Source organism: Paenisporosarcina quisquiliarum (genome assembly GCF_027563315.1).
In the GTDB taxonomy this organism is placed as follows: Bacteria; Bacillota; Bacilli; order Bacillales_A; family Planococcaceae; genus Paenisporosarcina; species Paenisporosarcina quisquiliarum.
In genome coordinates this window covers 58,157-76,057 of sequence record NZ_JAMKBJ010000004.1, presented here as the reverse complement: position 1 = coordinate 76,057, position 17,901 = coordinate 58,157, and the positions used below count along the sequence as shown (strand labels likewise).

Below are 17,901 nucleotides of genomic sequence, written 5' to 3'. Positions count from 1 at the left end.
TTATGCGTGAACTGGTTCCAGAGAAACAGCCGGCCCGAAAAATTCGAAATGTACGTCTTCCTCAGAGAATCCTAGCGCATAAAGGTTATTAATAATTGCTTTCATGAACGGCACAGGTCCGCATACGTAAATATCGCTATTGGCAAGAACATTTTCTGCTAAGAACTCTTTCGTGATGAGGTGATTTTTATCCGAATATTGTGCGGCATACGTTGTATCTTCCATGTTAGATAGCAACGAGCGAACTTCTTTGTCGAAAGCATGTAGTGAAGCATTTCGTGCTCCGTGCAGGAAAGAGACTGGGCGGCTAGGGTTTGTTTTAGAGATTGTCTCCAACATACTCATCATCGGCGTAATGCCAACTCCACCACTGATTAAGGTAACAGGTCGTGAACTATCAACGTTTAAATAGAAATCTCCAGCAGGTGCACTTACTTCAATTTGGTCTCCGACTTTAAGCGTGTTGTGCAGGTAGCAAGACACTTTGCCATTCGGATTCATTTCACTTTCCTTTTTAACGGAAATACGGAATGTTTCATTCCCGGGTGCTTGTGACAGACTGTATTGACGGTTAAACATATGTGTTTCACCAGGAATCGATAAACGTACCGTAATGTATTGACCAGGTTGGTAAGAAGGAATGGATGTACCGTCAGCTGGTTTTAGATAGAATGAAGTAATAACGTCGCTTTCTTTCACTTTGTCGACAATGACAAAATCTTTGAACTCATTCCAGCCGTTAGACTGTGTAGATGCTTCTGCATACATGTCATTTTCGACTTGAATGAATACATCGGCAATAACTCCGTAAGCTTCTCCCCAAGCATTAATGATGTCGTCAGTAGCTGCATCACCCAATACTTCTTTAATTGCGCCTAATAGATGTGCTCCTACAATCGGATAGTGTTCCGCTTTTACACCTAGTGAACGGTGTTTATGCGCAATTTGTTTGACTGCCGGAAGCAGGACGCCTAAGTTATCGATATGTTGCGCAGCTGCATATACGGTATTGGCAAGCGCAGTTTGTTGGCGGCCTTGTTTTTGATTGGCATGATTGAATATGTTAAGTAATTCTGGATGTGCAGTGAATAGATTTTTGTAAAAAACGGATGTAATATTCTGTCCGTGCTCAGCTAGAACTGGGACTGTTGATTTTACGATGGCGATTGTTTGAGAAGATAACATGTTTGTTTCCTACCCTTCATCATTTGATAATTTCACAATACGCCTGCTAACATTTTAAAGCAATATATAAAATACATCTTTAATAATTCAGACACATTTCTTTCACGAAAAAGACATAATGCTATAATGATGAAGGAGAAAGAACGGTGAAATTATGAGAATGACAATGTATACCGATTTTTCCCTCCGTGTATTGATGTATGTGGGGGCGAAAGAAAAATCGGAGCTATCGACGATACAGGAAATTTCAACTGCTTATGGAATATCAAAAAATCATTTAATGAAAGTCACATATGAATTAGGCAAACACGGTTATATAGAAACGATCCGTGGACGAGGGGGCGGAATTCGTCTTGCATTTCCGCCTGCATCCATCAATATTGGGGAAGTCGTAAGAAAAACAGAAGACGATTTTCATTTGGTTGAATGCTTCAATTGTGCGGCGAACCGCTGTGTGATCACCCCAGTATGTAAATTACGCAGAGTATTGCATGAAGCGCTGGTTGCCTACTTGGCTGTTCTTGATACTTACACATTGCAAGATTTGCTTAGTAATAAAGACGAGCTAGGAGCCATTTTGTTTACGAAATAGGTATGATAAAATAAAAAACGTGAAGTTTGAATTATTGGAGGATACACATGGAAAAAGTATATGTACTAGGACATAAAAACCCGGATACGGATTCAATTTGTTCAGCAATTGTTTATGCACATTTAAAGCGTGAATTAGGTATGGACGCTGTACCGGTTCGTCTAGGCGATGTACAGAATGAAACAGCTTTTGCTTTGGACAAATTCGGCTTTGAAGCACCACTATTTATTGAAAAAGCATCTCCTGAAGTTAAACAAGTCATTTTAGTTGATCATAATGAAAAACAACAAAGCGTAGAAGATATTGATGAGGTTCAAGTAATTGAAGTCATTGATCATCACCGTATTGCGAACTTTGAAACGGCAGACCCATTGTATTTCCGTGCGGAGCCAGTTGGCTGTACAGCAACGATTTTAAATAAACTATTTAAAGAAAATGGTGTGGAGATTCCTCCAAACATCGCGGGAATGATGCTATCTGCCATCATCTCGGATTCGTTGTTATTTAAATCACCTACTTGTACAGTGCAAGATATTGCGGCAGCAAAAGAACTTGAAGTACTTGCAGGCGTAAATGCACAAGAGTACGGGTTGGCGATGTTAAAAGCCGGAGCAGACTTAAGCGATAAATCACTTGAAGATTTACTGACACTTGATGCAAAAGAATTTGGTATGGGTGAATACAAAGTGGAAATCGCGCAAGTAAATGCAGTTGATGTTAATGATGTGATGAGTCGTCAAGCAGAGTTGGAAGATTTGATTTACCGTAAAATCGCTGAAAAAGAACTTAACTTGTTCTTCTTCGTTGTAACGGATATTTTAAACAACGATTCTGTCGCGTTGGCTTTAGGTAGTCAAGCAGAGAAAGCAGAAAAAGCTTTCGGTGTTCCTTTCGTCAACAATGTCGCGCTATTAAAAGGCGTTGTATCTCGTAAGAAACAAGTAGTGCCTGTCTTAACAGAAGCACTTAGTGAATAAGAAAAACGTGAAAGCCGGTTCTCATATGGAGATCCGGCTTTTTTGTGTGTGGAAAGGTGAGCAGGTGCTCAGTCTGACTTTTTTGCAATGACGTCGGAAAAATGGCAGTTGACGTCTGAAAAATTTACATTCACGTCTGAAAAAAAAGCCAGAACGTCTGAGAACTCCCTAAACTCTATCCCTCATACTAAGGCTCGAGTAAATGACGTAAATAGCGATTCGGTTCTTTCAGGAAATCGGCTGTTAAACGAACATGCTCCACTTCATCAAAAGTGGTGGGGGTTAGTTCATGTTCGTTAATTTCGAGTAGAGTAGCTCCTGGATATGCCATAACAATTGGAGAGTGGGTAGAAATCAGAAATTGTGCACCATCATTAACCATGTCATGTAGCAAAGCGAGAAAAGTAAGTTGTTTATTTGGCGATAGGGGGGCTTCAGGCTCATCTAAAATGTAAAAGCCATTTGGTTTGAATCTGGCCTGGAACAAATCAAGGAAACTCTCTCCGTGCGATCTTTTATCTAAGCCCTTTCCATATAAGTGACGCAGCTCAGAATATGTTCGGGCGTATGGCAATACTTCAAGGCTATGAGGGTTGCGTTTTTTGATTTCCTCCACCGTAATTCGTGCTTCTTCCCGCATATTGGCGAGTTCTCTTGTATAAGTAATGAAATCAGAAGCGCGGAAGAAAAAACCATTACGTGTTTTTACGGACCATATCAGTTTGAGCTCCTCTGCCAGTTCGTAGGCATGGGAAAACGACTTATCTTGCTCCATATATTCGCCACTAATCAGGATACTGTCACTTGCAGCGGCAATCCCTTCAAGCAACGTTGTTTTACCGGAGCCGTTATCTCCAGCAAGAATGGTAACGGGATGATTGAACTTGAGGGATTCAAATGCCTCAATAAGAGGTAGATTGAATGGGTATTGATTCTTAGCGGTACGACCTTTTCGAACAATTTCCCGTAAAATCATGGTCACAACACTCCTTTAGGTACACTTTAGCATAGTCGGAAAAGGAATCGCACCATAAGTAAGTACAGAGCAGGAAAATTGCAGACCGTAATCGAACGGACTACAATAACTTTGAGGTGAATGGAATGAAAATTGAAGTATGGTCGGACTATGTATGTCCATTTTGTTATATAGGAAAACGTCGTTTGGAAGATGCAATCGCCACGACAGGGCTAGCTCAAAATGTCGATGTTCAATTCAAAGCATATGAATTGGATCCGAATTCACCAGCGTTTTCAGACAAATCGACATATGAAATGCTTGCGGAGAAGTATCAGACGACTCCTGAAGCGGCAAAACAAATGACGGTTTCAGTAAAACAACAGGCACAAACAGTAGGTTTGGAGTACGATTTTGATCGCATAAAACCAGCCAATACGTTCGATGCTCACCGTTTGGCAAAATGGGCGGAAGCGCAAGGGAAACCGGCTGAAGTGAGTGAACGTTTGCTGAAAGCATATTTTATTGAAGCACAAGAAATTGGACGTCATGAAGTGCTGTTAGATTTAGCAGAAGAAATTGGCCTGGATCGCACGAGTGCTGCTGAAATTTTATCTTCAAACTCTTATGAAGCTGAAGTGAAACAAGATATTCAAGAAGGTATGTCTCTTGGTGTACAAGGTGTACCGTTTTTCGTCATCAACCGAAAATACGCGATTTCTGGAGCTCAACCAGCCGAAGCATTTGCTGAAGCGTTAAGAAAAGTAGCAGAAGAAGAAGGTATTTCTACCAAGCTTCAGACACTCGGACAAGACAATGTTGGCATTTGCAAAGACGATAATTGTGAAATTTAAATAACGGAGAGCAGAGTCTTTGACTTATTAACTGCTCTCCATTATTATGGCAATATATCTCGAATTAAAGATAAATAATCTTAAGATATATAATTTTCTAATAAAAAGGAGTTTTCACATATGAATGTTTTAGTCGTAAAAGCAAATAACCGTCCTTCTTCCGAAGGCGTATCAAGTAAAATGCACGATCTATTCTTAAATGAATTGACGAATGCAAAAGAATTAAATATCAACACATTTGATGTATTTAAGGAAGATATGCCTTATTTCGGTCAAGACTTCTTTGATGCAATGGCAAAATCGGCTCAAGCTGAACCGTTGAACGATCTAGAACAACGAATCTTGACGGCTGCAAACAAAGCGATGGATGCTTTCTTGGAAGCGGATGTTGTCGTATTTGCATTCCCACTATGGAACAAAACCATTCCGGCACCGTTACAAACGTTTATTGATTACATTTACCGTGCGGGTGTTACATTCAGCTACAATGAAAATGGACCAGTTGGACTCGTTCCAGATAAAAAAGTAATCATCTTAAATGCACGTGGTGGAGTCTATTCAACTCCAGAAATGGCACCTTCTGAAATGAGTGTCAACTATGTTCGCATGATCATGAACTTCTTCGGAATTACAAATATTGAAGAAGTTATTATCGAAGGACACAACCAATATCCAGACCGTGCAGAACAAATTATTGCAGATGGAATGGCTGAAGTGAAAGCTGTGGCATCACGTCTGGCAACAGTAACAGTATAAAATGCAAAAAGGATTGGACACATTGTGTTCCAATCCTTTTTTTGATTTTATTTTCTTTCAAATCCTTTAAACCGGGTTCCTTGAAAAGTGAGCATGCCTAAGTCTTCTTCCGCAAGTAATCCGAAATCTGATCCATCCACACCCAATTCCATCCGATCCCCACTTTGAACTTGGAACGTCACAAAATACCTCGTTCTCGCCGAGGAATCTCCGCGACCACCGGAAGTTTGTGTTCTCTTAGTAACTACTTCAGCCGGGACTGTCAATACCGGTGATTGATTATTTTTCGACCACTCGGAAATCCCTTTGATTGCTACAAAAATAAAAGTCCCGATCACTAATGTGAAAATGAGAATAAAAAATGTAAAGAAAATTCCTGTACCAATTCCCGAAAACATAAATGAATCCATTTTTTCAACCCCCTATTAAATGATACGAACAAAGAGTAAAATAGTTTCAATATTGAAAAGAGGGTGACAACGATGATTCGCTATCCAAATGCACTTGTACAAGGACAAACAATTGGATTAACTGCGCCTTCCTCTGGCGTGAATCCCCAATTACACCATCTCGTGCACGAGAGTCAGAAGCAATTTGAGAATCGTGGCTATAACATTATAATCGGGGAAACTGTCTGGACTCAGCATAAAGCAGCATCCGCTACGAAGGTCAAACGGGCGAATGAACTGAATGCAATGCTTCAAAACAGCGAAATACATGCGATTATTCCTCCATGGGGAGGAGAAATCCTGCAAGAGATTTTACCGCTTATTGAGTGGGAGAAAGCACAGCCGAAATGGATTCTTGGCTATTCGGATACAAGTACTCTGTTGTTCGCATTGACGATGAAAACAGGTATTGCAACCGCACATGGAACGAACTTGGTCGACTTGAGAAGTGACGAATGGGATCCAACTACGAGTAAGTTTTTGGATGTCCTATCTGCTGAAGGTGGAGCAACCATCCATCAAACTTCTTCTGTCAACTATCAATCAGAATGGTCTCATGATAGACAACCAAAACCGTACGTTTTTAATCTTGATACTGAGACGAAGTGGGAAACAGTTTACAATCGACCGGTAGAAATGAAAGGCCGTCTTCTCGGTGGGTGCATGGATACCATTCGTCATTTAATCGGCACACCGTTCGGAGACGTGAAAACGTTCCAAGAAACCTATTTAATGAATGAACCAATCGTCTGGTTCCTTGAGAACTGCGAAATGTCCGCAACCGATTTTCACCGTACATTGTTGCAAATGCAGCAAGCTGGTTGGTTCGAATATGCATCCGGAATTGTATTCGGCCGCACGGAAGCTGGTCAGGAAGTGGGTGGATTTAGCACATTTGATGCATTAGAGAGACTGGCAGAAACAACGAATCTACCTATTATTTATAACGCGGATATAGGTCATGTACCGCCACAAATGACTTTCGTAAATGGAGCATATGCAACAATAAAAGTATCAGGTGGCAAAGGCGAAATGACAATGACATTGAAGAAATAACAAAAAGCAGTTCTTCTCTGAATTAGAGAAGAACTGCTTTTCTTATGACAACCCTTGTCCTAATGCAAATTCCTTGTATAGCTTATGGGAGGCAAACAGTTCACTGTGAGTACCTGTGCCTGTAATTTGCCCACCTTCAAGAACAATAATCTGATCTGCATGAAGAACGGTTGCAAGACGGTGGGCTATAATCAAAGTTGTTCTGCCCTCCATCAAAAGTTGCAATGCTTCTTGCACTAAAATTTCTGAACCGCTATCCAGATTTGAAGTGGCTTCATCAAGAAGTAGAATTTGTGGGTTATATAATAATGCTCGTGCAATAGCTATTCGCTGACGTTGCCCTCCCGATAACTTCATGCCACGTTCACCAACCAATGTCTCAAAACCTTGCGGAAGCTTTTCAATAAACTCCCAAGCATTCGCTGCAATGGCCGCTTCTTTAATTTGTTCGAGTGAAGGTCTTACTTCCAAACCATAAGCCATGTTATCCAGTATGGAACCGCTCATTAATGGGCTTTCCTGTGATACATAGCCAATTCGTCCACGCCAGTCCCCCAGCGGCAAGTCCTTAATAGCAGTCTGGCCGATAAATATTGCTCCGCTATCCGGTTCATAAAAACGCTCCAACAATGAAAAAATGGTCGTTTTTCCACCGCCACTTGGACCAACAAATGCCGTAACCGTTCCTGGTGTTGATTCGAAAGAAACGTTTGTCAAAATCTTTTTCTCTTCTGAGTAAGAAAAATGAATATGTTCAAAGCGAAGTGGTTCTTTATTAATTTGAGGAGACCCTGAAATGGTTTCGTTGTTCAATTCCAACATTCCTTGTATTCGTTCCGTCGCGCCGACTGCTTTTTGATACGCAGTAAAAAAGGAAGCCATTTGGGCAAACGGCACAACAATCTGAAACAAATAGAAGATAATAGCGACAAGTGAACCGGCCGATAAATTGCCATTAGAAACTTGCATCCCGCCGTAACCTAAAATGATTACCAGGATACCCATCATAATTAATGTCATAACAGGAGAAATAATCGACTGTATTTTTGCTTCTTTTAACCCAAATTGAAACAGCTCTCCAACCGCTTGATCCCCTTTACCACTTTCTGTTTCTTCCGCCCGGTAAGCTTTCACAAGACGGATGTCTGAAAGTACCCGCCCGAGAAGTCCAGAAAACTTTGCCATTTCTTCCTGTGTGCCCTTTGCCACTTTGTGCATTTTACGCCCGAGAGGAATAATGATGGCCATGGATAATGGGACACTTACAAGCATAATCAACGTCATTTTCCAATCAATGAAGAACAATAAGATAACGGAACCAATAACTGAAATGATTCCTGAAACAAATGTCACGAGGTGACCTGTTATGAGTTGTTTCAATGTAGATGTATCTTGTGTAATGCGGCTCATGGTTTCGCCAGTTTCATGTGTATCAAAATAGGGAACTGGCAAGCGCAAAACTTTACGCCAAAGTTTCTTCCGTAAATCGGCCACTATGGTTTCCCCAATAAAAGATAACAAGTAGTATGAAACACCGCCGGCAATCGCTTGCAAAATAAAGACGACAAATAATAGTGAGATTAAGCGCCAGTCAAAAATAGCAGTAGTTAATGAGTCAACTAAATTTTTAGTGACTAAAGGAATAATTAATCCGGTAATTGTTTCGGCTAACGCAAGAAAAACAGCAAAAATGGTTACACCTATAGGCCAATTCAGTGAACGAATAAGTTGGAAAAATTGTTTGGATGATGTGTTATTAGTTTTCAAAATAAATGTCGTCCCTTCGAATCAACCTTAAATAGTCAGTATTGCCCTTTTTTTATACTAAACTATCATACAAACATTGACTATTGTCTGACATTAATCGACAATAAACTAGGAAAGAAAATGCTTTCATTTGGTATTTACATCCAAATAATGGAAAATTAACAACAAAGAAGTTCTGGAGGTGACAACATGTCAAATAGGCAAATACAAGCATATCTTTTGCTGGTCATCATTTTGTTGACTGTTGTTACCCTAACAATTTTTAATTATAAAACTTCGAAAGATTTTGTTCTTGAAACTGTAAAAAAAGAAAACCAGGTATTGCTTGATAATTTTACAGATGAAACGAATAAATTTTCAAATGAACGAGTGGCCGAGCTTGAGTTGATAGCTGATTACATCGCATTAACTCAGACGGAGAAAGAAATCGTTCCGTTTCTGAAAAAACAACAAGAAAAAATGCCTTTTTTTGCTTCACTAGGTTTTATCACTCCGGAGGGGGAAGTACTGGCTGGAGACGGTTCCCGATTTAAAGTGAATCAACAAGAATCGTTTGATCGTGCGTTGCAAGGTGAGTTAGTTTTTAGTGAACTATTTCCTTTCTATCAAGATTCTACACAGTTGGTAAGTGCTATCCGAGTTCCCGTTTCCAAAGACGGCAAAATCATTGGCGTACTTTCTGGTGTAGTGAATATGGGCAACATAGTCGGTGCAATCGCAGCAGATTCAAACTTACCTGGGACATTATTCTTAATAAGAGAGAATCAAGTAGTTTTCTCTACGCCTAATCAGGATTTTGATACAGTTGTGCCTAATGGGGCCCGAGTTCTTTCAAAAATCAATGAAACGGAACAAGGGACCATTCTGATAGACGAAAATAAAGCGCACTATGTTATGTATCAGCGTACAGGTGGGGATTGGACAGTTGTTGTTGACACGTATAAAGAGAAGACAAGTCAGCAAATTTCCTCTATTTTCTGGCGTAATACATTGATTGTTGTATTGGCAATCATGATCCTTTGCGGCATCCTTTATTATTTGAAACGTAATGAACAACGTGAAGAAAACATGTTGAAACGTGATTTACTGACAAACTTACCGAACCGAGTCATGTTGGAAGAACGGTTGACAAAAGAATTAAATCCACAGAATTTTAAAAAGTTCGCCTTGTTCTTTATTAATTTGGACCGATTTAAGGAGATTAACGAACGCAATGGCTATCAGCTAGGTGATCGTGTGCTCTTTGAAACAAGTCGGAAAATCCAGTCATTTGCTCCTCGAAATGAGTTGTATCGGGTAGGTGGAGACGAATTTGTGCTGTTGGTACCCGCTCACTCAGAAGAGGAATTACGCTCTTTGGGATTAGGTTTAGTCAAATTAATGGAAGTACCAATGGAGTTGTCTGCTACGGAAAGCATGTGGGTAACGTTCAGCGTCGGTATTCGGAAATCTCAATTAGGAGACTGGCCGGACTTAATGATGCAAGATGCTACGTACGCAGTGCAAGAAGCAAAAAAACAAGGCGGTAACCGCTTTGTCTTTTTCTCTCAAGAACTTGCCAATCAAAATGAACGTGTAAGATTGATTGCCAACAACGTGGTCCATGCATTGGCGAATCAGGAATTTTTCATGGTGTATCAGCCGGTGTATGATCTATCCACGAAAAACATTACGAGCTATGAAGCCTTGTTGAGATGGAAGTCTCCGATAATCGGCCAAGTGTCTCCTGCAGAATTCATTCCTCTTTTGGAAGAAAGTGATTTAATTATCCCAGTCGGGAAATGGATTTTACGTCAAGTGACATCTCAGCTGAATCGGTGGGAAGTGGAAGGTCATAACGATTTTCATTTAGCGGTTAATATTTCCGTCAAGCAAATGATGCATCCTGATTTTTTACATGATGTGAAAATGATTATTCAAGAAGCCGATATATCTGCTCATCGATTGATTTTTGAAATTACGGAAACCATTGCTGTTCAAAATAGTGAACTGGCCAATCAGATTCTGACTGAACTAAATAATCTCGGTGTCAAAACTGCACTTGATGACTTTGGAACAGGCTATTCTTCATTATCAATATTAAAGACTTTGCCAATCCAGCAAGTAAAAGTAGACAGGTCTTTCATTATGAAAATAGAGTTGGATGATGAAAAATCACTGGTCATTTTACAAGGCATATTAGACATTGCCCGTAATCTAGGCATGACTACCGTCATGGAAGGTGTAGAAACAAACGAACAACTCGATTTGCTTAAAAAAATGGGAGCTCAAAAAATCCAAGGGTTCTTAATCAGCCAAGCTGTAGTCGCAGAACTTGCAATCAATCTCAAGAACCAAAAATGGATGCACTAAAAAGGAACTTCTCTAATTTGAGAAGTTCCTTTTTGATTTCATTAAATTAAGCTGGGTTTGCTTCTAGTTCTACCGTAATTTTAATGTCTTTTCCTACTAATACGCCACCAGTTTCAAGCGCTTGGTTCCAAGTCAATCCAAAATCTTCACGGTTGATTTTCGTTTCAGCTGAGAATCCAACTACTTCTTGGCCCCATGGGTTTGTGCCTTTACCTTCGTATTCAGCTTCAAAGACAACCGGTTTCGTAATGTCTTTAATTGTTAAATCTCCAGCAATTTCATATTCATCACCATTTTTTGAAATGTTGTTAGCCACAAATTTGATTTCTGGAAACGCTTCAGCATTGAAAAAATCCGCCGAACGAAGGTGATTGTCACGATCTTCGTTCCCTGTATTAATACTTGCAACGTTGATGTTAAATGCAATGTTAGCATCAGTTAAATCTGTTTCATTTGCTTCTACATTTGCATTGAAATCACCAAAACTTCCTCGTACTTTAGAAACCATCATGTGTTTTACCGAAAAACCAATACTTGAGTGAGCTGCATCTACGTTCCAATTTTTCATTATTAATTCCTCCATGTTGTTTTTTGTTTTCTATAACTTACTATATGTTGATGATATCTCGATGTCAATACGTTTGAATTAAAATATCTCGAATTAAGGATATTTATTTTTAATTGACAAATAAGACGCTGATTAAGTTGTTAAATGTAACCAGGTATTAAAAAGTAATTAAATTACGATGTTTTACACAAATTTTCATTTACGATATAATAATTAACAATAGAGGTGATTTGAATGAAAGAAACAACATTATGCCCACGTTTATCAAAAGCGATGGAACTCATCGGAAAAAGATGGACGGGGTTGATCTTATATCAGTTACTGGAAGGTCCTCAGCGATTCAACGAAATTGAATCTGCTTTGCCTGTGAGTGGAAGACTTCTTTCCGAGCGCTTAAAAGAGCTTGAAAAAGAAGGGTTAGTTGAGCGACATGTTTTTGCCGAGGTACCTGTGAAAGTTGAATATTCTTTAACGGACAAAGGAAAAGGGCTGAAAGATGCAATTGCCAACATCGAACAGTGGTCAAAAGTATGGTTATCTTGAAATTACTTGTCAAATAGGTCGTCAATACGCATACTATGTAATGGAAAGAGTTAAGGGAAAGGATTTGGCTTTTCATGACTAAACAGCGTTGGTTTGACGATTTAACTAGAGAACTTTCACTAGAATGTGTAAAAATAGATGAACCACTTTACTTGCACACAATGACGAAAATGGGTGGACGGGCAGATTTATTTGTATCACCGACTACTGAAGAAGAAACAATTTTTGTTGTGTCATATGCTCATCAACATCAGATTCCCCTTCTATTACTTGGGAATGGATCTAATATGGTGGTCCGAGACGGTGGCGTGCGTGGGATTGTCTTGAATTTATCTAAGTTAAACGAAATAAAAATTAATGGTACTCGTGTATATGCACAAAGCGGTGCGGATATTATTGATGTCTCAAGAGCGGCAGCAAAAGAAACCTTATCAGGTTTAGAATTTGCATGTGGGATCCCTGGATCAGTTGGCGGTGCGATGGCAATGAATGCAGGGGCGTACGGTGGCGAAATTAAAGATGTCATTTTGGAATGTACTGTATTGACTCATGAAGGGGAAAAGTTGGTTTTATCAAAAGATGAACTTGAACTGGATTATCGCATGAGTGTCATTACGAAAAAAGGTTATTATGTATTATCTGCAGAGTTTGAATTGACTGTAGGTGATCAGCTGACAATCGATGCAAGAATAGCGGACTTGACGCATTTACGTGAATCGAAGCAGCCTTTGGAATATCCTTCAGCAGGCAGCGTGTTTAAACGCCCTCCTGGTTATTTCGCCGGAAAGCTTATTCAGGACTGTGAATTGCAAGGTAAGGGATTTGGCGGGGCTGAAGTTTCAACGAAGCATGCGGGCTTTATTGTGAATAAAAACAATGCCACTGCTACTGACTATATTCAAACAATTGAAATGGTCAAAAAGAAAGTGAAAGAACAATTCGGTGTTGAATTGGATCTTGAAGTGAAAATTGTAGGCGAAAACGAATAAATGAAAAAGCCTTGAATTCTATTGGAATTCAAGGCTTTTTTTATGCGCATTATCTGAATTTCCTTTAAACTAAAGAGAGAACTACTGTAAAGACGGGAGGTACAAATGGAGCATTTTACAACAGATTTTATTGTATTACTTATTGGGATTTTTCTTTTAAGCGGCGTCTTGATGACAAAGCTATCCGCACGTGCTGGTGTACCAGCCCTTATATTGTTCATGTTTTTAGGAATGGTATTAGGAAGTGATATTTCAGGACTCATTTATTTTTCAAATGCGAAAATTGCCCAGATGGTTGGGGTATTTGCACTAATTATCATTTTGTTTGAAGGTGGATTACAAACACAGTGGAAACATGTCCGACCCGTTCTTGGCGGTTCAACTGTGCTGGCAACTGTAGGTGTATTAATTACCACGTCCGTTGTGGCAATTGCCGCTTATTATGTGTTGGATATCGGGTGGCTTGAGGCATTTCTGCTTGGTTCTATCGTTGGATCCACTGATGCTGCTGCGGTATTTTCAGTTTTATCCGGTCAAAATATAAAACAAAAACTAACTTCAACATTGGAAGCCGAATCAGGCACGAATGATCCGATGGCCATGTTTTTGACCATTGTTTTTATTGAATGGATTTTGATGCCGGATATATCCGCTTGGTCATTAGCCGGTATGTTCTTAATGCAAATGGGACTTGGTGCGTTGTTCGGGTTTGGATTAGGCTATATTGCTTCCAAAACGATGAATAAAATCAAGCTAGATGCGAGTGGACTTTATGCTGTATTATCCGCAGGTTTTGCCATTTTCATCTATAGCCTGACAGCTGTTTTAGGTGGAAGTGGTTTACTAGCCGTATACATAGCAGCAATGATTATAGGAAACCGGGAGTTGACCCATAGCCATTCCATTTTCAGTTTCCATGAAGGCTTTGCATGGTTGATGCAAATTACCATGTTCGTGATTTTAGGACTTCTTGTATTCCCAAGTGAACTTGCGCAGTGGGATCTTATTTGGAAAGGGTTAGTGCTTTCGTTCATATTGATTGCCGTAGCACGACCAATTGCCGTATTTGTCTCTACCATCTTCTTTCCCTATACAACAAAAGAAAAATGGTTCATGTCATGGGCTGGTTTACGAGGAGCGGTTCCGATTGTCCTGGCGACTTTTCCGATGTTAGCAGGTATTGAGAATAGCACACTGTATTTCAATGTCGTGTTCTTTATCGTGTTAAGCTCAGCTTTGCTGCAAGGATCGACCATTCCTTATGTTGCGAAACTACTAGGATTGAATGGACCCCCTGTTCCCAAACGAATCCATACATTGGAACTCGTTTCCATGGATCGCGCAAACGCTGAAATGCTGGAATTTGAAGTGTCCGAACTCTCCCCGTTTGCAGGTCAACTTGTGCAAACCATTGGACTCCCTGAAAAAACGGTAATCAGTGCAATTATCCGTCAAGGTAATTTGGTCATGCCGACCGGTGGAACAAAACTTCAAAAACAGGACATTCTATATATTCTTACTGCAAAAGAACAAGTAGCCAATGTGAAACTCGTTCTGGGTGAAGAATTAATGAAATAAAAGGAGTGGATATGACTGTAAAAGGTCATGTCTACTCGTTTTTTATTTGAAGGACTTTTTTACTTTCAGTCGAAATAATATAGTAATAAAGTATTGGAGGGGAAGACGTGAAGGGGAAAAGAAGAGTAGGGAAGTGGATTGCTTGGATTGTCGGAAGTATTGCACTAATTCTAATAGCGGCAGTCATTTTTTTGAATGTCTACATCAGTAAGTCCAAACCGCAAATTGAAGGAAACATGGCAGTGGACATCCTGGAAGAGGCAGTAATCGTAACCCGTGATGATCAAGGAGTGCCTCACATCAGCGCGAAAAGCGATGCAGATTTGTATAGAGCACAAGGTTTTGTGCAAGCACAGGACCGAATGTTTCAGATGGATTTAGCGCGACGTCAAGCAAGTGGGCGTTTATCGGAAGTAGTGGGTGAAGCAGCCGTAACAACGGATCAGTTCTTCCGTACTTTCAGCCTGAGACAAGCTGCAGAAGATTCGTGGGCTGGTTACGGAGAAGACGCAAAGCAAGTGCTCACCTGGTATGCAGAGGGCGTGAATGCGTATATGGAACAGGCAAGCGATCAAGGCAAACTCTCTTTTGAGTTTAAACTGCTCGGATACGAACCTGAACCTTGGACAGAAGTAGATTCTTTAACCATCGGGAAATTTATGGCATATGACCTTGGCGGTAACTGGTCGAGCTTGGCTGTTCGACACTGGGCACTTGGAAATTTCCCTGAAGATAAAGCACGTGAGTTATTTATTACATATCCAGAGGATAAACCCTCGATTATTGCATCAAATCTAGAAAACCAAGTAACAGTAGAGGGGCAATTTGACCCTGCTGTCATTCCAAACGAATTTAATGGAAGCAATAACTGGGTGGTATCCGGAGACAAAACGAAATCAGGGCTGCCTTTGCTTGCGGACGATCCGCATCTAGGTTTAAGCACGCCGTCCATTTGGTATCAAATGCATCTTCAGTCTCCTGAGCAAAATGTAAGCGGTGTCATATTTGCGGGTATTCCGGGTATTATTTTGGGGCACAACGACGAAATCGCCTGGGGGGTAACGAATGTAGGTCCCGATGTTCAGGATCTATATATTGAAACGCCAAATCCAGAGAACCCAACCCAATTTAAATACGAAGGCAAATGGGAACAGGCAGAAGTGCGGGATGAACCGATTAAAGTGAAAGATGGTGAAACAGTTGACTTTGAAGTGGTAGTAACTCGCCATGGACCGATTATTTCAAATGTCATGTTTGATGAAGAAAAACCAGCGGCACAGTTCTCCATGCAATGGACTGCACTAGAGCCTACTAGAGAACTGCAAGCGGTATTGAATATGAACAAAGCGTCTAATTGGGAAGAATTCGAAACGGCGTTGGAGGATTTCCATGCGCCTGCTCAAAACTTTGTGTTTGCAGGGAAAGATGGAACAATTGCGTACAAAGCGAATGGACGTATTCCAATCCGCAAATCTGGAGATGCCCAGTTGCCGGTGCCGGGTGATTCAGAGGAATATGGTTGGGAAGGGTACGTTCCATATGATGAACTGCCTACTGTTGTGAATCCTGATGAAGGATTTATCGCAACGGCAAATAATCAAGTTGTCGATGAAACATATCCGTATCATATTACCGACTATTGGGCTCAATCTTATCGTTATGAACGGATTGCAGAAGTATTGGAAAAAGGCGATGACTTCACGAAAGAAGATATGATGGCTCTTCAAATGGACCAACATAATCTACAAGCGCGAGAGTTCTTAAAAGATATGGTCGCTTCTGTAGAAAAAATGGATAAAGACAATAAATATGATGATATAACGAAACTGTTAAAAGATTGGGATCAAGTGGATTCTGTTGATGCTGCAGCACCTCTTGTTTTCCACAAATGGATTAAACAATTGCCAGCCACGCTATTCGTGGATCAAATGCCGAAAGATATTTACGATTTAATGGCAGGCAAAGGCAATATAACGGATGCCATGATGCGTGAAAGTTTCAAAGGTCAAGAAGGAGCGTGGGTGAAAGGACACGGAGGGGTGGACAATTGGATGATGGATTCATTTGAAACAGCTGTCACATCCATTCAAGAAGAGTTTGGCAACAAGCCGAGCGACTGGAAGTGGGGAGATTATCATCAACTCACGTTCGACCATCCTTTAGCGGGTGCATCGCCAATTTTCGCTTATTTCTTGAACCCATCGCATGTACCAATTGGTGGTTCCAATATTACGGTTCAGGCAGCCGGATTTACACCAGATGGCTTAGTTGATCATGGAGCTTCCTGGCGTTTCGTCGCTGACTTAGATGACCTATCAAGTACCCATCACATCGTGGGGCCAGGTCAAAGTGGTCACATGAAATCCGACTGGTTCCACAATCAAGTAAATGACTGGGCAGAAGGGAATTATCATGAAACGGTAGTTGATGGTGACATTGAAGATCCTCATACGTTAACATTAACTCCATAAGAGTCGTTAGGGTGTGTAAACTGTATGAAGATGAAGGAACTTCTATTAGTAGGTCTTGGCGGGATGATTGGGGCACTGTTACGCTATGGCGTCATGGTGACGGCTCCTGACACCTTGGTTTTATGGTTGGAAAATGGAATTGGGAGTCTCATCTTAGGATGGCTGACCGGACGTGCTATTTCTTCAGGAAGAAAGGCATCCGTCTTATGGACAACTGGCGTTCTCGGTTCGTTCACTACCTTTTCAACATTCTCTGCCGAATGGCTTGTTTTGATGCAAGATCACTTTGTGTTGGCGATGGTCTATGGACTTGGCATGACATTGATGTGTTTTTTATTAGCTGCCTTAGGATTTAAGCTAGGAGGCCAATTTAAATGACACTTCTGGCAATAGCACTTGGTGGTTTCCTTGGTGCCGTATTGCGGTTTGGGATTTCACAGAAAATCCAAGGAATGAATGGGATACTGATCATCAATTGTGCAGGTTCCTTTCTGATGGGACTATCCCTTCATATAGCGATACAAACAAATTGGTTGGCCATTTTTTGGATGGTTGGTTTTTTAGGTGCATTTACGACCTTCTCGACATTCGCTGTTCAATTCGTTGAAAGTTGGTCGAAAGGAGAACACCGAAAAGCCATTGGCTATGCATTGTTCACTGTCTTAGGTGGATTTTTATCCGTTCTCCTCGGTTGGTGGAGCGGAGCGGTTTTGTAGCGTATCGTGTATAGAACAAGCTAAAAACGTCTAAAGGGTCTTTCCGTTCTCACGGAAAGACCCTTTAGACTGATGTTTTGCACTTATTCAAAA

At 40.6% G+C, this 17,901-nt stretch carries 17 protein-coding genes; 12 read left to right on the top strand and 5 right to left on the bottom strand.

Annotated elements, in window-relative coordinates; all coding sequences use genetic code 11:
* Complete coding sequence (gene hmpA / locus M9R32_RS06210) at positions 1–1,185, bottom strand: NO-inducible flavohemoprotein (RefSeq protein WP_269925864.1); 1,185 nt, start codon at positions 1,183–1,185, stop codon at positions 1–3.
* Between the two features lie 154 nt (positions 1,186–1,339).
* On the opposite strand from hmpA, the gene M9R32_RS06205 reads away from it, so the two are divergent.
* A complete protein-coding gene (locus M9R32_RS06205; protein WP_269925863.1) occupies positions 1,340–1,777 on the top strand; it encodes an Rrf2 family transcriptional regulator in 438 nt (145 codons plus the stop codon).
* Between the two features lie 47 nt (positions 1,778–1,824).
* Positions 1,825–2,754 carry a manganese-dependent inorganic pyrophosphatase gene (locus tag M9R32_RS06200; protein WP_269925862.1) on the top strand — a complete coding sequence of 310 codons (930 nt, stop codon included), beginning with the start codon at positions 1,825–1,827 and terminating at the stop codon, positions 2,752–2,754.
* Positions 2,755–2,941: 187 nt separating this feature from the next.
* Here the strand turns inward: M9R32_RS06200 and M9R32_RS06195 are convergent, their stop codons facing one another.
* A complete protein-coding gene (locus tag M9R32_RS06195) occupies positions 2,942–3,730 on the bottom strand; it encodes an AAA family ATPase (RefSeq protein ID WP_269925861.1) in 789 nt (262 codons plus the stop codon).
* Between the two features lie 125 nt (positions 3,731–3,855).
* Between M9R32_RS06195 and M9R32_RS06190 the strand changes: the two genes are divergently transcribed.
* Entirely contained in the window at positions 3,856–4,563 is a 708-nt protein-coding gene (locus M9R32_RS06190; protein WP_269925860.1) for a DsbA family oxidoreductase, read from the top strand.
* A 120-nt stretch (positions 4,564–4,683) separates the two neighbouring features.
* Positions 4,684–5,319, top strand: coding sequence for an FMN-dependent NADH-azoreductase (locus tag M9R32_RS06185; protein WP_269925859.1), 636 nt, complete (start codon positions 4,684–4,686; stop codon positions 5,317–5,319).
* 47 nt (positions 5,320–5,366) lie between these two features.
* On the opposite strand, the gene M9R32_RS06180 is transcribed toward M9R32_RS06185, so the two are convergent.
* On the bottom strand, positions 5,367–5,729 hold the full coding sequence (locus M9R32_RS06180; RefSeq protein WP_269925858.1) for a DUF2500 domain-containing protein: 363 nt from the start codon (positions 5,727–5,729) through the stop codon (positions 5,367–5,369).
* A gap of 72 nt (positions 5,730–5,801) precedes the next feature.
* Here M9R32_RS06180 and M9R32_RS06175 point away from each other — a divergent pair, with 72 nt between their 5' ends.
* Complete coding sequence (locus tag M9R32_RS06175) at positions 5,802–6,824, top strand: S66 family peptidase (protein ID WP_269925857.1); 1,023 nt, start codon at positions 5,802–5,804, stop codon at positions 6,822–6,824.
* 42 nt (positions 6,825–6,866) lie between these two features.
* Here M9R32_RS06175 and M9R32_RS06170 read toward each other — a convergent pair whose 3' ends face one another.
* Positions 6,867–8,591, bottom strand: coding sequence for an ABC transporter ATP-binding protein (locus tag M9R32_RS06170; RefSeq protein ID WP_269925856.1), 1,725 nt, complete (start codon positions 8,589–8,591; stop codon positions 6,867–6,869).
* Between the two features lie 189 nt (positions 8,592–8,780).
* On the opposite strand from M9R32_RS06170, the gene M9R32_RS06165 reads away from it, so the two are divergent.
* On the top strand, positions 8,781–10,943 hold the full coding sequence (locus M9R32_RS06165; protein ID WP_269925855.1) for a bifunctional diguanylate cyclase/phosphodiesterase: 2,163 nt from the start codon (positions 8,781–8,783) through the stop codon (positions 10,941–10,943).
* A 46-nt stretch (positions 10,944–10,989) separates the two neighbouring features.
* On the opposite strand, the gene M9R32_RS06160 is transcribed toward M9R32_RS06165, so the two are convergent.
* A complete protein-coding gene (locus M9R32_RS06160; RefSeq protein WP_269925854.1) occupies positions 10,990–11,511 on the bottom strand; it encodes a YceI family protein in 522 nt (173 codons plus the stop codon).
* Between the two features lie 234 nt (positions 11,512–11,745).
* Between M9R32_RS06160 and M9R32_RS06155 the strand changes: the two genes are divergently transcribed.
* From M9R32_RS06155 to M9R32_RS06130, 6 genes are all read left to right on the top strand, one after another.
* Positions 11,746–12,054, top strand: a complete 309-nt coding sequence (locus tag M9R32_RS06155) for a winged helix-turn-helix transcriptional regulator (RefSeq protein WP_269925853.1) — start codon at positions 11,746–11,748, stop codon at positions 12,052–12,054.
* A 74-nt stretch (positions 12,055–12,128) separates the two neighbouring features.
* A complete protein-coding gene (murB, locus tag M9R32_RS06150; protein ID WP_269925852.1) occupies positions 12,129–13,043 on the top strand; it encodes a UDP-N-acetylmuramate dehydrogenase in 915 nt (304 codons plus the stop codon).
* Between the two features lie 105 nt (positions 13,044–13,148).
* A complete protein-coding gene (locus M9R32_RS06145; RefSeq protein WP_269925851.1) occupies positions 13,149–14,621 on the top strand; it encodes a potassium/proton antiporter in 1,473 nt (490 codons plus the stop codon).
* Positions 14,622–14,728: 107 nt separating this feature from the next.
* A complete protein-coding gene (locus tag M9R32_RS06140) occupies positions 14,729–17,092 on the top strand; it encodes a penicillin acylase family protein (RefSeq protein WP_269925850.1) in 2,364 nt (787 codons plus the stop codon).
* A gap of 24 nt (positions 17,093–17,116) precedes the next feature.
* The gene (locus tag M9R32_RS06135; protein ID WP_269925849.1) at positions 17,117–17,470 is read left to right on the top strand and encodes a fluoride efflux transporter FluC; all 354 of its coding nucleotides are present in this window, start codon (positions 17,117–17,119) and stop codon (positions 17,468–17,470) included.
* Positions 17,467–17,808, top strand: a complete 342-nt coding sequence (locus tag M9R32_RS06130) for a fluoride efflux transporter FluC (protein WP_269925848.1) — start codon at positions 17,467–17,469, stop codon at positions 17,806–17,808. The genes M9R32_RS06135 and M9R32_RS06130 overlap by 4 nt, the downstream gene beginning before the upstream one ends.
* Positions 17,809–17,901 lie beyond the last annotated feature (93 nt).

What these genes read in the sequence shown, in the direction of transcription:
- M9R32_RS06160 (WP_269925854.1), bottom strand. Translation starts at nt 11,511, where the DNA reads ATGAAAAATTGGAACGTAGATGCAGCTCACTCAAGTATTGGTTTTTCG.
- M9R32_RS06145 (WP_269925851.1), top strand. Translation starts at nt 13,149, where the DNA reads ATGGAGCATTTTACAACAGATTTTATTGTATTACTTATTGGGATTTTT.
- M9R32_RS06200 (WP_269925862.1), top strand. Translation starts at nt 1,825, where the DNA reads ATGGAAAAAGTATATGTACTAGGACATAAAAACCCGGATACGGATTCA.
- M9R32_RS06165 (WP_269925855.1), top strand. Translation starts at nt 8,781, where the DNA reads ATGTCAAATAGGCAAATACAAGCATATCTTTTGCTGGTCATCATTTTG.
- M9R32_RS06135 (WP_269925849.1), top strand. Translation starts at nt 17,117, where the DNA reads ATGAAGATGAAGGAACTTCTATTAGTAGGTCTTGGCGGGATGATTGGG.
- M9R32_RS06205 (WP_269925863.1), top strand. Translation starts at nt 1,340, where the DNA reads ATGAGAATGACAATGTATACCGATTTTTCCCTCCGTGTATTGATGTAT.
- M9R32_RS06185 (WP_269925859.1), top strand. Translation starts at nt 4,684, where the DNA reads ATGAATGTTTTAGTCGTAAAAGCAAATAACCGTCCTTCTTCCGAAGGC.
- M9R32_RS06195 (WP_269925861.1), bottom strand. Translation starts at nt 3,730, where the DNA reads ATGATTTTACGGGAAATTGTTCGAAAAGGTCGTACCGCTAAGAATCAA.
- M9R32_RS06175 (WP_269925857.1), top strand. Translation starts at nt 5,802, where the DNA reads ATGATTCGCTATCCAAATGCACTTGTACAAGGACAAACAATTGGATTA.
- hmpA (WP_269925864.1), bottom strand. Translation starts at nt 1,185, where the DNA reads ATGTTATCTTCTCAAACAATCGCCATCGTAAAATCAACAGTCCCAGTT.
- M9R32_RS06155 (WP_269925853.1), top strand. Translation starts at nt 11,746, where the DNA reads ATGAAAGAAACAACATTATGCCCACGTTTATCAAAAGCGATGGAACTC.
- M9R32_RS06190 (WP_269925860.1), top strand. Translation starts at nt 3,856, where the DNA reads ATGAAAATTGAAGTATGGTCGGACTATGTATGTCCATTTTGTTATATA.
- M9R32_RS06130 (WP_269925848.1), top strand. Translation starts at nt 17,467, where the DNA reads ATGACACTTCTGGCAATAGCACTTGGTGGTTTCCTTGGTGCCGTATTG.
- murB (WP_269925852.1), top strand. Translation starts at nt 12,129, where the DNA reads ATGACTAAACAGCGTTGGTTTGACGATTTAACTAGAGAACTTTCACTA.
- M9R32_RS06180 (WP_269925858.1), bottom strand. Translation starts at nt 5,729, where the DNA reads ATGGATTCATTTATGTTTTCGGGAATTGGTACAGGAATTTTCTTTACA.